At 64.5% G+C, this 14457-nt stretch carries 17 protein-coding genes and 1 riboswitch; of the genes, 10 read left to right on the top strand and 7 right to left on the bottom strand.

Going from position 1 to position 14457, the window contains the following annotated elements; all coding sequences use genetic code 11:
• Nucleotide 1: 1 nt before the first annotated feature.
• Complete coding sequence (locus BB934_RS06575; RefSeq protein ID WP_099508916.1) at nucleotides 2-1195, bottom strand: aminotransferase class V-fold PLP-dependent enzyme; 1194 nt, start codon at nucleotides 1193-1195, stop codon at nucleotides 2-4.
• Between the two features lie 18 nt (nucleotides 1196-1213).
• Nucleotides 1214-1993, bottom strand: coding sequence for a tryptophan 2,3-dioxygenase (gene kynA / locus BB934_RS06570; protein WP_099512665.1), 780 nt, complete (start codon nucleotides 1991-1993; stop codon nucleotides 1214-1216).
• A gap of 221 nt (nucleotides 1994-2214) precedes the next feature.
• Between kynA and BB934_RS06565 the strand changes: the two genes are divergently transcribed.
• The 4 genes from BB934_RS06565 to BB934_RS06550 all read left to right on the top strand — a co-directional run bounded on the left by BB934_RS06565 (nucleotide 2215) and on the right by BB934_RS06550 (nucleotide 5000).
• Nucleotides 2215-2457: a DUF3297 family protein gene (locus BB934_RS06565; RefSeq protein ID WP_099508915.1), complete on the top strand. Its 243-nt coding sequence runs from the start codon at nucleotides 2215-2217 to the stop codon at nucleotides 2455-2457.
• A 122-nt stretch (nucleotides 2458-2579) separates the two neighbouring features.
• Nucleotides 2580-2867 (top strand): hypothetical protein, encoded by a 288-nt coding sequence (locus tag BB934_RS06560; protein WP_099508914.1) that lies wholly within the window; start codon nucleotides 2580-2582, stop codon nucleotides 2865-2867.
• A 603-nt stretch (nucleotides 2868-3470) separates the two neighbouring features.
• Entirely contained in the window at nucleotides 3471-4253 is a 783-nt protein-coding gene (locus tag BB934_RS06555) for a class I SAM-dependent methyltransferase (RefSeq protein WP_099508913.1), read from the top strand.
• A gap of 72 nt (nucleotides 4254-4325) precedes the next feature.
• Nucleotides 4326-5000 (top strand): hypothetical protein, encoded by a 675-nt coding sequence (locus BB934_RS06550; RefSeq protein WP_175608878.1) that lies wholly within the window; start codon nucleotides 4326-4328, stop codon nucleotides 4998-5000.
• 172 nt (nucleotides 5001-5172) lie between these two features.
• Here BB934_RS06550 and BB934_RS06545 read toward each other — a convergent pair whose 3' ends face one another.
• Nucleotides 5173-6162, bottom strand: coding sequence for a threo-3-hydroxy-L-aspartate ammonia-lyase (locus tag BB934_RS06545; RefSeq protein ID WP_099508912.1), 990 nt, complete (start codon nucleotides 6160-6162; stop codon nucleotides 5173-5175).
• Between the two features lie 208 nt (nucleotides 6163-6370).
• Between BB934_RS06545 and BB934_RS06540 the strand changes: the two genes are divergently transcribed.
• Nucleotides 6371-7384, top strand: coding sequence for a hemerythrin domain-containing protein (locus BB934_RS06540; protein ID WP_157934062.1), 1014 nt, complete (start codon nucleotides 6371-6373; stop codon nucleotides 7382-7384).
• Nucleotides 7385-7392: 8 nt separating this feature from the next.
• On the opposite strand, the gene BB934_RS06535 is transcribed toward BB934_RS06540, so the two are convergent.
• The 4 genes from BB934_RS06535 to BB934_RS06520 form a co-directional block, all read right to left on the bottom strand.
• Nucleotides 7393-7587, bottom strand: coding sequence for a hypothetical protein (locus BB934_RS06535; RefSeq protein WP_099508910.1), 195 nt, complete (start codon nucleotides 7585-7587; stop codon nucleotides 7393-7395).
• Between the two features lie 117 nt (nucleotides 7588-7704).
• Nucleotides 7705-8478 carry an ABC transporter permease gene (locus BB934_RS06530; RefSeq protein ID WP_099508909.1) on the bottom strand — a complete coding sequence of 258 codons (774 nt, stop codon included), beginning with the start codon at nucleotides 8476-8478 and terminating at the stop codon, nucleotides 7705-7707.
• On the bottom strand, nucleotides 8475-9281 hold the full coding sequence (locus BB934_RS06525; protein ID WP_099508908.1) for an ABC transporter ATP-binding protein: 807 nt from the start codon (nucleotides 9279-9281) through the stop codon (nucleotides 8475-8477). The genes BB934_RS06530 and BB934_RS06525 overlap by 4 nt, the downstream gene beginning before the upstream one ends.
• Nucleotides 9281-10255 (bottom strand): ABC transporter substrate-binding protein, encoded by a 975-nt coding sequence (locus tag BB934_RS06520; RefSeq protein WP_099508907.1) that lies wholly within the window; start codon nucleotides 10253-10255, stop codon nucleotides 9281-9283. Before BB934_RS06520 ends, BB934_RS06525 begins: the two co-directional genes overlap by 1 nt.
• 342 nt (nucleotides 10256-10597) lie before the next feature.
• On the opposite strand from BB934_RS06520, the gene minD reads away from it, so the two are divergent.
• The 5 genes from minD (at nucleotide 10598) to BB934_RS06495 (ending at nucleotide 14440) form a co-directional block, all read left to right on the top strand.
• Complete coding sequence (gene minD, locus BB934_RS06515) at nucleotides 10598-11407, top strand: septum site-determining protein MinD (protein WP_099508906.1); 810 nt, start codon at nucleotides 10598-10600, stop codon at nucleotides 11405-11407.
• On the top strand, nucleotides 11404-11685 hold the full coding sequence (gene minE / locus BB934_RS06510) for a cell division topological specificity factor MinE (RefSeq protein WP_099508905.1): 282 nt from the start codon (nucleotides 11404-11406) through the stop codon (nucleotides 11683-11685). Before minD ends, minE begins: the two co-directional genes overlap by 4 nt.
• A gap of 146 nt (nucleotides 11686-11831) precedes the next feature.
• Nucleotides 11832-12767: a DUF5996 family protein gene (locus BB934_RS06505; protein WP_099508904.1), complete on the top strand. Its 936-nt coding sequence runs from the start codon at nucleotides 11832-11834 to the stop codon at nucleotides 12765-12767.
• Between the two features lie 180 nt (nucleotides 12768-12947).
• Complete coding sequence (locus BB934_RS06500; protein ID WP_099508903.1) at nucleotides 12948-13682, top strand: ComEA family DNA-binding protein; 735 nt, start codon at nucleotides 12948-12950, stop codon at nucleotides 13680-13682.
• A 47-nt stretch (nucleotides 13683-13729) separates the two neighbouring features.
• A riboswitch (TPP riboswitch) is annotated at nucleotides 13730-13841 on the top strand.
• Nucleotides 13832-14440, top strand: a complete 609-nt coding sequence (locus BB934_RS06495) for a YkoF family thiamine/hydroxymethylpyrimidine-binding protein (protein ID WP_099512664.1) — start codon at nucleotides 13832-13834, stop codon at nucleotides 14438-14440. (Overlaps the previous riboswitch by 10 nt.)
• Nucleotides 14441-14457 lie beyond the last annotated feature (17 nt).

Genomic DNA, 14457 nt, shown 5'->3' with positions numbered 1-14457 from the left:
CTCACGCCGCCGAGGACGTATTGAACGGGAGAGATTCGAGCGCTCCCGCCTCGTCGATACGACGAATCAAGTCGTCCACTTCCTCTTCCGTCTGGTAGATGCCGAAGCCGAGGCGCAGGCGTTGGCCGCGCACATCGGTGACCACGCGCAGTTCCTTCAGATCGTTGTGGATCGCCTGCGCCTGCGGCGTCTCGAAGGTGAGGAAGTTGCCGCGCCGCATCTCCTCCGCCGGCACTACCAGGGAAGTGTGCTCGAACAGGGCGGAGCTGGCGATGCGGTGCAGGAAATGCTGCTGCAAGGCCCTGGCATGGGCATGAATGATGCCGGGTGTAATGCCCTCATCCGCCAGCCAGCGCATGACGGCGTTGAAGCGGTAGAGACCGGACGGATCGAAGGTCGCGCCCATGAAGCGCCAGCCGTCGTCGCTGTAGCCGACCTGGCCGTCCTGCGCGCCGGCGAGGTGGCCGAAGGCCGCGTACCAGCCGGTGTCGCGCGGGCGCAGGCCCCATCCGGGCGGGCAGTGCATGAAGCACGCGCCTTCGCCTGCCATGGCATATTTGTAGCCGCCGGCGATGTAGAACACGCGGTCGGCAACGCTTCCCAGATCGGTCGGCCGCGCCATGAAGCCGTGATAGCCGTCGATCACGATCATCGCACCGTCGCGGTTGCATTCCGCGAGATAGCGCCCGTCCAGTGCGAAGCCCGAATTGAAGAAGACCTGACTCACGAAGACGAGGTCGAAACCCTCCTGCGCGGCAGAGTAGAAGCGGTCCTCGAAGGTCACGAAGGGCGCGGCGGGCACGCGGGTGACCTCGACGAGCCGTTCCTCCTCCAGGCGCGCGATCTGGCGGGTGAAGGAATGGAACTCGCCGTCGGAGGTCAGGATGCGGATCGGGCGATCCGCCGGGAAGCATGAAAGAAGGCGCTTCAGGAATTCGTGTGTGTTCGGTGCGACCGCGATGGTCGACGGGTCCGACAGGTTGAGATGTTCCGCCACATGCCCGCGGAACTCGTCGAGCACCGGTCCCAGCACGTGCTCCCATTTGTCGTCCATGAGCCGGGCGGCATCGTCCCACGCCTGTGCTTGAGCCTCGCGCGTCACGTCGGGCCAGGGATGGTGGCTGTGGGCGGCGAAATGCAGGCGGTCCGGTTCGGTGTTGAGGAAGCGGGAGAACTGAGAACGAAGATCAAGCATACTGCATCTCCCGCACGATCAAAGCTTGCCGCGTACGGACCAGAGTTCCGGGAAGAAGTATTTTTCAAGCGCCTTGCGCAGGTAGCTGACGCCGCTGCTGCCGCCGGTGCCGCTGCGCATGCCGATGATGCGCTCCACCGTCTTCATGTGCCGGAAGCGCCATTGCTGGAAGGCGTCCTCCAGATCGACCAGTTCCTCGGCGAGTTCGTAGAGCTCGAAATGCTCGCCCGAATGACGGTAGATCTCCTCCCACACCGCCTCGACGCCGGGATGCGCCGTGTAGGGCTGTGTCACGTCGCGCTCGAGCACCTCCTTCGGGACCCCATAGCCGCGCCGGGCTAGCAGGCGTAAGGATTCGTCGTAGAGGCTCGGCGCGCGATAGGCCGCCTCCATCTGCTCCGCGAGGTCGCTGCGGTGCCGGTGCGGCGCCATTTTGACGGCATCCTTCGCCCCGAGCTTGAACTCCACGAGGCGGTATTGCCAGGACTGGAAGCCGGAGGACTTGCCGAGCGCCGGCCGGAAGCTCAGGTAGTCGGACGGGGTCATGGTGGAGAGCACGGTCCAGGCCTGGATCAGCTGCTCCTGGATCCGGTTGATCCGGGCGGTGCACTTGAAGGCGGGCTGGAGCTCGTCGGCCCGGATATGGACGAGCGCCGTGTCGAGCTCCCGGTTCAAGAGCTTCAGCCAGAGCTCCATCACCTGGTGGATGGTGATGAAGAGAAGCTCGTCGTGCTCGGTCGTGAGAGGCGACTGGGCGGAGAGGAGGGTATCGAGCCGGAGATAGTCGCCGTAGCTCATGCCCTCGGAGAAATCCGTATGAATACCATCCGTCGCAGCCGACAAGTCTCTCTCCCTGATCTCGTCTCCGCTTCAAGCGGATTGTCGTCTTGCCCCTGGGGCGTTCGACGAAAGTAGGACATTGCGCCGAGCTTGTCACGCCGCATAGCCGGAATTGGCTTTCGGTTTCCAAAGAGCTAGTTTCCGCCCCACATCGAACCGAGATCTGGAGAGACCTTCGCATGACCGACACGCTTCCCGACCGCCTGTCCTCGAACCCGAACAGCCCCTATTACAACGAGGAGTTGCTCGCGAAGGGGATCGGCATCCGCTTCAACGGGGCCGAGAAGACCAATGTGGACGAGTATTGCGTCAGCGAGGGCTGGGTCCGCGTGACGGCGGGCAGTGCAAAGGACCGCTTCGGCAATCCCATGACCATCAAGCTCAAGGGCAAGGTCGAGCCCTATCTTCAGACAGGGGAATAAGTCTGTCGATAGACGCCGCTCTTGCCGTTGAGGCAGGGGTGGACGCCCTCTGCTCTGCGCCCCAAGATCAGGATGGAGCTTGTCAAGCGAGGCCCGAGGTCCTCGGGAAAGGCTTGTCCTGAATGATTTTCAAGCGCTGGACGATATTCGCGGCGGCATGCCTGCTTGCTGGGCCTGCTCTTGCCCATGGTTGGTATCCGTTCTGGTGCTGTGACGATCATGACTGCCGCGAACTCGTCGAAGGCCGCGGCGAGACTGTGACCGAGACTGCCGAGGGCTGGCGGCTCTGGGACGGGCGCCTGATCGAGCGGGAATTCGCCAAGATGTCGCCGGATGCGAGGTTCCACATTTGCGAAGAGCCGACGACGCGCGCCATCATCTGCTTCTTCGCTCCGCAGGGATCGTCCTGAACGGCAATGCTGCTGCCCCAAAAAGAAAGCGCCCGCTTTTCAGGGGGCGCTTTAAGGGTCCGACCCGTAGGGGCAAATAATGGGTCGGTGGCCCTATCTATTTGTGTAGTAATATGTCTTAAATGTGGCGTTTGGTGACATATCTGAGGCGTGTCAATATGGAATATGCGATACTCTGACGCCGCAGACGGTTCATTTAAGAACTATTTGGCCTTGCGATACGGTAAAATATGATTTATGCCGAATTAACCGTAGGGGCAAATACGGTCCAAAGGGTCGCGAACACAGTCGAATAAGGACTGGGCGCGACCCTTTTTCTATTTATTGCTATGGCTTCTCTTTATTGCTATGGCTTCTCTTTATTGCTAAGGGATGGCCGCCCGTGGGAATTCAATCCATCGCTGCCGTGACCTCCTTCACCGCCTCCCACGGAGCCGACGGCCGACACCGGTCGCGTGATCGGAGACAAGGCAGGGATCCGGTCACCTGCAGCACCGGCCGGACGGATTAAATCACCGCCGTCTCCGCGGGGGACGGCGAAATTGACGCATCGGGCGATTGTACCTACAGGATAGCCCGAAACGTCCTTCCTCCGAGCCTCTCATGACTGCTAACTTCACGCTCCGCGACGAAATCCGCGATTACTGGTCCGCGCGTGCCGCAACCTTCGACGAGCAGGTCGGGCACGAGATCTTCTCGGAGGAGGAGCGCGAGGCCTGGCGGGATCTTTTCCGGCGCCATCTCGGCCCCGGCAAGGGCCGCAGGGCGCTCGATCTCGCCAGCGGCACGGGCGTGATCTCGCATCTGCTGCACGGCCTCGGTTTCGACGTCACCGGTCTCGACTGGTCGGAGCCGATGCTGCGCCAGGCGCGGGCGAAGGCCGCGCGGCGCGGCGCGGATATCCGCTTCGTCATGGGCGATGCCGAGCGCACGCTGGAACAGCCCGAAAGCTACGACGTCCTCGTCACGCGCCATCTGGTCTGGACGCTGGTCGATCCGAAAACTGCGTTCCGGGAATGGCATTCCCTGCTCAAGCCGGGCGGGCGCCTGCTCGTCGTCGATGGCGATTTCGTGTCGGACACGCTCGTCAAACGCGTGATCCGTGTCATTGAGAAACTGGTGCCGGGATTGTCCGGAGCGCCACATGCTCCCAACGCCATGCGCGAGACCCATGAACGCATTCTCGAGCGCGTCTATTTCTCCAAGGGCGCGCGGGCCGAGGCCGTGACGGCCCTGCTGCGCGAGGCGGGCTTCGCCGAGGTCGCGATCGACCGCGACCTCAAGGCGATCCATCGCCAGCAGGCCAGGAACCTGCCGCTGCTCAAGGGGCTCGAGCGCGCGACACAACATCGTTACGCCGTCGTCGCCGTCAAGGCATCCGCCTGAAAAGCCATGGCCTGATGCGCGCGATCGTGTTCTCCTGATCGGCATGAGGATCAGCCGCATCGGAGAAGGCAGATGGAACGGGGCCGCTTCCGTACACTCGTCCTTGGTATCCTGCTGATGGCGACGATGCCTGCAGCGACGGCCGAGGAGAACTTCGCCATCGCGACGCCGGAGGGCCTGCCGCCCATCGGCAAATGGATGCTGACGGCGCAGAGCGTGCCGTCGGACTGGCTCGGCGAGATCTATCACGGCAAGAACCTGCGCGAGCCCATCAACGTCATCATTGTCGACGAGGGCGCGACGAGTCCCGACGAGGCGAAGACGAGGCTCATCGCCGCCGCCACGCACGCGGGCTACCCGATCCGCTTCGGTCACTCGGCGGGCTATCAGGGCTTCATTGGCGACAAGCCCCATCCGCAGCTCCCGCAGGGGCGGGACGATGCCTTCTCCAACGACATCTTCGAGCTCAGCAACAATCACGGCCGCATCTTCGGGCCATTTCAGCTCGCGAAGGGTTATCTCTTCACCGCCGCCTTCAGCCGCGAGGAGGTCGACCCCATCCGCGATCCTCCGCATCAGTATGGCTCGTTCAACCGCGCCCGGGACGACTTCACGCAGAGGCTCGATCTGCACACCGATTTCAAGGTGGGCGCCTTCGTCAATCTCGGCAACGCGCTGATCGGCGACCCGAAGCTGACGACCGGCGACCACGACGGAATCGCCGTCGTCGTGCGGGCGGGCCCGTGAAACGAAGCGTTTCTCCCTCTCCCATTTGGGAGAAGGTCGGGGTGAGGGAAGGCCAGTGCCGGATGATGTGCTGAGCGAATGTGTTGCAGCGGTAACGACAGCGCTGGGCTGGTCGAATGCCCCGCCCTCTCCCACCCGGGAGAGGGGAAATGTGGAGCACTTTCTAGGAGGACTACCCTGCCAAAAATCCCGCCAGCGCTCGCGGGTCCACGTTGCCGCCGCTGAGGATGATGCCGACGCGCTTGTCCTTGCAGGGAACGATGCCGTGGAGGGCCGCCGCCGCCGCGAGGCAGCCGGTGGGCTCCACCACGATCTTCATGCGCTCGACGAAGAAGCGCATGCTGTCCACGAGCTGCGCATCCGAGACGGTGAGGATGTCGTCGACGAGCGCGCGCATGATGGGAAAGGTCTTGGCTCCGACATAGGTCGTCTGCGCCCCGTCCGCGATGGTGGCGGGAACGGGGATCCGCACGATGGACCCGGTGCGGAATGATTGCTGCGCATCGTTGCCCGCTTCCGGCTCCACGCCGTAGATGCGGCAATCGGGCGAGAGCGCTTTGGAAGCAAGCGCCGAGCCCGCGAGCAGCCCGCCGCCGCCGACGCAGACGAGCAGCATGTCGAGGGGGCCGACCTCCTCGATCAGCTCCTTGGCGGCGGTGCCCTGTCCGGCGATGATGTCCGCGTGGTCGTAGGGCGGGATGAGGGTGAGCCCGCGCTCCTGGGACAGCTTGAGCCCGATGGCCTCGCGGTCCTCCTTGTAGCGGTCGTAGAGAACGACCTCGCCGCCATAGCCCTTGGTTCCCGCGACCTTCATCGCGGGGGCGTCCTGCGGCATGATGATGACGGTCGGGACCTGCTGCAGCTGCCCGGCATAGGCGATGGCCTGGGCGTGATTGCCGGAGGAAAACGCCACGACGCCGAGCCGCTTCGCCTCGGGGGAGAGCCGGGCGATGGCGTTGTAGGCACCGCGGAATTTGAAGGCGCCGCCGCGCTGAAGGTTCTCGGCCTTGAAGAACAGGGTGCCGCCCGTGCGCGCGTCGGCGGTGCGGGAGGTGAGCACCGGCGTGCGATGGGCGATGCCGTCGATGCGCTCGGCCGCCGCAGCGACATCCTCGTAGGTCGGCAGCTGCGATGCGGCCTCGGGTGGGGTCTGCAGGGTCATCGGTCACTCGCGCCGTTCGAGCCTCGGGAGACCCGCGCGCTTTTTTAAGCGCAGGGTCGAGCGTCAGGCCTGTCCATAGCAATACGAGGCATTCCTTGTCACATCCTTTCGACGACGATCGCCGCGTGACATGGCGAGAAGCACACCTGCGGAACAGCGGTCCATCCCAGCCGTTCATGCTTATCGGCTCTGCATGAGGAGGACTCCCATGGAATTGTGGCAGATGGTGGTGGCGGACCACGGGAATATCGAGGAGCTCTGCCGCGAGGTGCTGCGCGCCACGGGCACCGGCCCCAACAGCCGCGCCGAGCTTTTTGCCGACCTGCAGGACGAGCTGGAACGGCACATCGCCGCGCAGCAGAGCGTGATCTATCCTGCCCTGTCCGGGCATGAGCGGATGGCCTCCTATGTTGCCGATCTCGAGCGCAAGCAGGATGAGATCCTGCGCGAGCTCGACAGGCTCGCCGCTCGCCCCGACAAGGACAGCCACGATTGGGCGGCGGACTTCAAGGACCTGACCGGCTCCATCCGGCATGCGTTCACGCTCGAGGAAAACGGCGTGATGATCGTCGCCCGCAGCGCCTTCTCGCCGGCCGAGCTCAAGCATCTGTGGCGACGCTACGAGCGCGAGCGGATCGCATCCTACGAAGCGGATCGCTGGCACCTGCCTCAATCCGCGATGCCGAGCCGCTACGGCCTTCCGACGGGAACCGTGTTCGGGGCTCTCGCAGGTCTTGCCGCCATCGGCGCCGGCGCGCTCCTGTGGAATGCGACCCGGTCGCGCCGTCCCGGCCCGCGCCATCGGCGGCCTCCGCCGCCATCGTCCTGGCACCCCGAGTCGCGCTTTCCGCTCTATGGCGAGCCGGATGACGATTTCGAGCGCCGTGCTTCCTCTCACGCGCGAACCTATCGGACGACCGGAAAGGGCGAGGCGAGGCCCCGGCCGGCCCCTGGGCCAGCCGGCCCGCCGCACGAGCAGAGACCTGAACCGGGCGACGATGCGCTGCTCCATGGTGCCGGTGCGTCCACGCCGGCGGCCGGCGGCAGCCCTTCGGACGACAACTGGTTCTCCTCGGCCAATCCGCCGCGCGCGCCATCGGGCGTTTCGACGCCATTGCAGCCCGGCGGAACGCTGCCATCTGGCAGCCCTGCCGCGTCCCCCGTCGGCGGCGCTCAAACGGCCGGCACAGGTTCCGGCCAGACGAAGCAGGACGGTCAGTAGGCCTTCCCCTACGGACGATTCCTGCTTTTGGCGACGTACCAGAAGGCGACGACCGCCAGGATCGCCAGGATGGCGATCCACCAGAGCACCCCGCTGTCAGTCGTGCCAGCAGCCGGCGCGCCCTCGGCGGGTGGACCGGCCTGAGCCAGCGCTGTCGATACGGAAAAAACCAGCGGAGCAAGACGGGCGACAATGTTGCGCATCTCAACCTCCTTCACATGCGAGGTAGGGTGCAGGCTATCACGGAAACGCATGCTTTGGTGGCCGGCTGAGAGGAAATGTTCCAGACCTCAGACACGCTGGGGGAGGTCGCAAGCTCGTCATGTCTCCTTCACGTTCGTTCCCCAGCGCCTGTGCAGGACGCGCTCCCAGGGCGAGAACAGCAGGCGGTCGACGAGAAGCCCGATCACGACGATGACGATCATGATGCCGATGACCTGGTCCATGGCATTCAGCTCGCGCCCGTAATGCAGCAGGTGGCCGAGGCCGAAGCCGGTGAGGATCGTGACGTAGATCTCCGCCGCCATGAGCGAGCGCCAGGCGAAGGCCCAGCCCTGCTTCATGCCGCTGACCAGGAAGGGCAGCGAGGCCGGCAGGATCACGCGCGTCCATTTGTGGAAGCCTTCCGAACCCATGGTCCGCGCCGCGCGGGCATAGATCGGCGGAATGTTGCGTGCGCCATGGTCGGTGGCGATGATCACGGACCACACGGTACCCATGATGACGACGAACAGCATCGCGCCCTCGGTCTGGCCGAACCAGATCAGCGCCAGCGGTACCCAGCACACGCTCGGCAGGGTCTGGAAGCCGAGCGCGAGCGCGCCGATCGTATCCTCGAAGACCTGTGACGTGCTGGTCAAAAGGCCGAGCGGCAGGCCGATGATCACGCCGGCGGCGTAGCCGAGCAGGAGGCGTTTGAGCGTGACCCAGGTGGATTCTAGCAATGTGCCATCGAGCAATGCGGCCCAGATGTATTCCGCGACGAAGATCGGCGAGGGCAGCAGCACCGGGGACCAGCGGCCGCTGCGCACGGCAAGCTCCCACAGGCCGATCAGCACCGCGAAGAAGAAGAGGGCGACGGCCATGCGCTTCATTCGGAGGCCGCCTTCTTCATATTGCCCTTGAGCGCCGCGGCAATCTGCGATGCATAGCCGGCAAGCTCGGCGCTGTTGATGTCGCGCGGTCGCGCCAAGGGAATGTCGAAGATCTGCGCGATGCGTCCCGGAGACGGCGACATGAGCACCACGCGATCGCCGAGACACACCGCCTCGCGCACGTTATGCGTGACGAAGACGATGGTCTTGCGGCTTTCCATCCAGATCTGCTGGATGTCGTCGTAGAGCTGATCGCGGGTGAGCGCATCGAGCGCAGCGAAGGGCTCGTCCATCAGCAGCACCTGCGGATCGGGGGCGAGCGCGCGCGCCAGCGCGACACGCTGCTTCATGCCACCCGAGAGCTCATGCACATAAGCATGCTTGAACTTCTCGAGCCCCACGAGCTTGAGGAAATGGTTGGCGATGTCCTTGCGCTCGGCATTCCTCAGATCCGGCCGCAATCTGAGCCCGAACATCACGTTGCCGAAGGCGTCGAGCCACGGAAACAGCGCCGATTCCTGGAACATGACGAGCCGCTGCCGCCCGGGCCCTTCCACGAGCTTGCCGTCGGCGAGCACGCGGCCGGAATCCGGCATGGTCAGACCTGCCATGATGTCGAGCAGGGTGGACTTCCCGCATCCGCTCGGCCCGAGCAGACAGACGAATTCACCCTCGTCGATGGCAAGGAAGACATTGTCGAGGGCGTGGACGTGCGTCCGCGACGGGGTGAACCACTTGGACACCCCGTCGACGAGGAGCTTGGCGGAGACATCGGCGACGAAATCGGAACGCGCCGCCTCCATCAAGGCGCCTCGATCAGGCGGGACAGATCGGGCGTATCGCGCAAAAAGCCGACCTGCTGCGCGCTGGTCACGAAGGATTGAAAGGCCTCCCGCGTCGTATCCGACGTGATGACCATGCGGCTCCAGGCCCGCGCCACCAGCTCCGGCGACATGTCGAGACGGAAAGAGGCCTGCAGCTCGTCGCGAGCAAGCCGTTGCGCTTCTTCCGGGTTCTTCCGGATCCACTCGGTCAGCTCGCGATGGGCCGCCACGAAACGCTTGGCGAGATCGCGGTTCTTGGCCAGGAAGCCGGCGCTCGACACCAGAATGGTCGTGATGGCTTCCTTCTCCTCCACCAGGATCTTGCCGCCGGATTCCGATTCCAGCCGCGAGACCCAGGGCTCCACAGTCCAGACCGCGTCGAGCTGCTTGCTCTGGAACAGGGAGAGCTGATCGGGATTGCTGGTCGGTACCACCTGCGCATCGCCGCCCGTCTGCGTGATGCGCAACCCGCCTGCCACCAGCCAGGCCCGAGCGGCCACATCCTGCGTGTTGCCGAATTGCGGCGTGGCGATCCGCTTGCCCCTGAAATCGGCCGGCTTCGACAGGGTGGAATCGCCCTGGACGACCAGCGCGGAGCCACCGTTCACCGCACCGGCCACCACGCGCACCTCCGCGCCACGCGAGCGCGCATAGGCGTTGAGCGCGGGATTGGGACCGACATAGGTCAGGTCGAGCGAATTGGCGAAGATCGCCTCCATCGCGCTCGGACCGGCATTGTAGGCATACCATTCGATCTTCACGCCCGGTCCTAGCCGCTCCCCGAACCAGCTGCGCCCCTGCCGCTCGAAGCCGCGCGCGACGAGGGCCTGCACATGGGTGATGTTGGGAAAATGCCCGACCCGAACGGTCGTGCTTTGCTGGGCGAAAGCCGGAGCATGAGCGCCGACGAGCGACAATGTCGCCAGGATAAGAAGTCGCCATCCGTGCCGCATAGGAGGACCTCCATGACCTGAATCAAGGCTAGAGGGACCTTCCGGAAGGTCAATGAGGGACAATGCGCCGAGGGCGAAGCTTTACGTCCTGTTCGAGGAAAAGGTTCCTCAAAGGCGTTCGCCTTTGCGAAAAACCTTTGTTTTCCGCCGAAAAATCGATCCCGAGCCGCATTTCTTAACCCGCCGGTAACCATGTTGGGCGCCGAATGAGATTTATTCCGTAGCGTAGCAAACCGCGACTGCCTCCGCGGCCCCCGCATTCCAGCCAGGATTGCGGCCCCTTAGGCCATCTGCCGGCGATGCCGTCGCAACGATAGATTTGAAGGGTGAGGAGAACCGGGAATGGCGAAAGTTCTTGTCGTGACGTCGGGCAAAGGGGGCGTCGGAAAGACGACTTCGACAGCGGCCCTGGGCGCGGCGCTCGCGCAGACGGGCAAAAAAGTGGCTGTGGTCGATTTCGATGTCGGTCTGCGCAATCTCGATCTGATCATGGGCGCGGAGCGCCGCGTGGTGTTCGACCTGATTAACGTGGTCAAGGGCGATGCGAAGCTCGAGCAGGCTCTGATCCGCGACAAGCGCCTCGAGTCCCTGTACCTGCTGCCGGCCTCGCAGACCCGGGACAAGGACAACCTCACGGAAGAGGGCGTCGAGCGCGTCATCAATGGCTTGCGCGAAAAGTTCGACTGGGTCATCTGCGACAGCCCGGCCGGCATCGAGCGCGGCGCCACGCTCGCCATGCGCCACGCGGATGTCGCCGTCGTCGTCACGAACCCGGAAGTCTCCTCGATCCGCGATTCCGACCGCATCATCGGCCTGCTCGATTCCAAGACCGAGAAGGCGGAGAAGGGCGAGCAGGTGGAAAAGCATCTCCTGCTCACGCGCTACGACACGGCGCGCGCGCAGCGCGGGGAAATCCTGAAAGTGGAGGACGTGCTCGATATCCTCTCCATCCCGCTTCTCGCCATCATTCCGGAGAGCACCGAGGTGCTGCGCTCCTCCAATCTCGGCGCACCGGTGACGCTCGGCAGCCCGAACTCCGCGCCAGCCCGCGCTTATCTCGACGCAGTGCGCAAGCTGACGGGCGAGACCGTGGTCGAGGTGCAGAAGCAGCGCGGTCTGTTCAGCAAACTTTTCGCACGGAGGGCCGCATGAGCCTTTTCAACTTCTTCAAACGCAACACATCCGCGCCGGTCGCCCGCGAGCGGCTTCAGGTCCTGCTCGCCCACGAGCGCACCATCGTCGGCGGCGGCGGCGAATCCGATCTTGTCGCGATCCTGCGCGAGGAGATCATGGCGGTCATCGCCAAGCATATGTCGGTGCCGCAGGACAACGTGCAGATCAAGATGGATCGCGGCGCCTCCGTCTCGACGCTGGAGGTCGACATCGAGATCCCGACCCCCATCGCAGCCGGCATGCGCCCGGCCGCGTGATGCTCAAGGAATGTCGAGGCGGCCCGCTGTCCCACCGATGGCGGGCCGCCTCGCGTTTGTCAGGCGAGAGGCGGCACGGTTTCCCGCGCGCGAAGACGCTCTAGTTTAACCGGGCGATCCTGATCCCGCATGCAGGGAGACGCCCCATGAACGACGCAGCCTGGCCCGAACTATCCTATCCCGAATGGCGTGACACCGCCGCGACCCTGCAGCTCTGGACGCAGATCGTCGGCAAGGTCAGGCTCGCGCTTTCGCCCTGGCTCAATCACGGCTGGCAGGTGCCGCTCTATGTCACCGCACGCGGCCTCGGCACATCGCCGATCCCGGTCGGGAACGAGATCCTGGAGATCGAGTTCGACTTCATCGCGCATCGTCTGCACATGCGCACCAGCCGCGGGGACGAGCGGGATCTCGAGCTGCAGCCGCAGAGCGTCGCGGATTTCTATGCCCGCGTCATCGGCCTTCTGAACGATCTTCGCATCCCGGTCTCGATCAACACGATGCCGAACGAGGTGCCCGATCCGATACCCTTCTCGGAGGACCGCGTGCATGCCTCCTACGACGCCGACGCTGCACATCGCTTCTGGCGCGCGCTCGTGCAGGCGGATCGGGTGTTCAAGCTGTTTCGCAGCGGCTTTTTGGGCAAGTCGTCGCCGGTGCATTTCTTCTGGGGCAGTTTCGATCTCGCGGTCACGCGTTTTTCCGGACGGCCCGCGCCGCTGCATCCCGGCGGCGTGCCGGGCCTGCCGGACGACGTGACCCGCGAGGCCTATTCGCACGAGGTGTCGAGCGCGGGCTTCTGGCCCGGCAGCGAAGCGTTTCCGCGAGCCGCCTTCTATTCATATGCCTATCCCGAGCCGCCGGGCTTTCGCGAGGCCTCCGTGACGCAGGGTGCGACTTTCGACGCGACCTTAGGTGAGTTCATCTTGCCCTACGAGACCGTGCGTCTCGCGGCGGATCCCGACGCGCTGCTGCTCGATTTTCTCGTCACCACCTACGCGGCCGCAGCCGATGCGGGCGACTGGGACCGTGCGGCGCTCGAATGCGAGATCGGTGCGCCGGCGCAGGTGCGGAGTCTCTGAATTGATACTTCCGTAAGGTGATGATATTGCGCAGGCCGTTGCGCCCGCTATAACAGGCCATCGTCAGAATCTTCGCCGATGCACAGACAACGACAAACTTTGCCACGTCTGCGCCACATCCACAGTCTAGCCCTATGCAGACGTTCCGCGTTCAACGTTAGAACAACGTGAGAGGGGCCCATGCAGGTTGGCGATCTTTCCCGCACCCACGTGCCTTGCGAAAGGCGCGATAATCCCGCTCTCCAGACAATGCGCCTCCTCCTGGTCGGAGGCCTCATCGCCGGCGGATCGCTGGCCCTGGGGCTGACCGGAGGCGCAGGCTCCCCAACGGAAGGGTTGGTCGCCATAGCTCCGCCGACCCCGGCGCCCGTCGAGATCCGAAACCCTGCGGCGCCGGTTCAAACCGCTCCCATCCGGGTAGCCGATACGCGTCCGTCGGTACCCGTCGCCGTCTCGATGGTTCAGCCGGATACCGCGCCGCGACCCGTGGCGGAGCCGAAGGACACGGCCCGCGCGCCGGCCGAACCTCCGAGCATTCCAGCTCTCGTTTTGCCCGCGGCTCCTCAACCCCTCGCCACTCTGAAGCCGGTTGAGGCAGCGGTCGCCAAGGTTTCCGCGCCGGTTCCGGCCCGCGGCAACGACATGAACCTGACGGGCGCGGTGGCCCCGCCCGCGAAAGCCGCCCAACCCGTGAAGGTCGCATCGGCGGTGGCTTCCTCCGGAGCTTCCGATGCCAGCCTTGTGGATCTCAACAAGGGCTCCCTCGAAGACCTGAACACGCTGGACGGGGCCGGATCGCTCGGCAAGGCCATCATCCGGGGCCGTCCCTATGCCTCCGTGGACGATCTGGTGAAGAAACGCGTGCTGCGCCGCCCGGCTTTCGAGAAGATCAAGGATCAGGTCACGGTGCAGTAAGGACTCCCGTCGCTTGCCAGGCTGCGGCGAAGGGTGCTAAGCAAAGCGTATTCCAACAGGGGTGCTCCGTATTGCCGGGGCTGAGATGACGGCGCGAAGCCGTCGGACCCTCAAGCTGATCTGGGTAATGCCAGCGGAGCGAGGCGACGATGTTTTCCGGCGCACAAGTGTCTCTCTATCCGATGACCGACGATTTCGTCGACGTCATCCTCGGCGCCATCGGCGCGCTCGACCCCTACCGTCCGAACTTCCGGATCGAGACCGACGACATCTCGACCTTGCTGGTCGGTCCGCCCGATCAGCTCTTTCCGGCCATGCGCGATCTCTTTCTCGCCGCCTCGAAGCGCGGCGTGCATTGCGTGCTGGCGGCAACCGTCTCGCGCGGATGCCTGGGCGAGCCCGACGATCCGATCTGCACGCCGATTGCCGGCTCGAACCATGATCGCTCGCTCGATGAGCGCATCGCAGCCGCCTTGCAGCATGTGGAAGTCGCCGCAAAGACGGGGCAGGTCGTCGCCGCGCAGTTCTCGCTCTATCCGCTCGGCAGCGGTCACCACATGGACGAGATCTACGGCTGCATCGATTTTCTGAAAAAGTCCGGCGTCTTCGACCGCTCCAAAAACTTCTGCACGAAGCTGCGCGGCGATGCGGGTCCGGTCTTCGCGACCTTGAGCGAAGCCTTCCTGCGCTTCGGTGCACCGCAGGGCCATGTGGCGCTCGATCTCAAGGTCTCGGCGAACAGCCCGAGCGCGGTTTAATTTCTTCCCAAAAATTC

The sequence above is a fragment of the Microvirga ossetica genome, from assembly GCF_002741015.1.
GTDB classification, from domain to species: Bacteria; Pseudomonadota; Alphaproteobacteria; order Rhizobiales; family Beijerinckiaceae; genus Microvirga; species Microvirga ossetica.
This window is presented reverse-complemented; position numbering and strand designations above follow the sequence as displayed.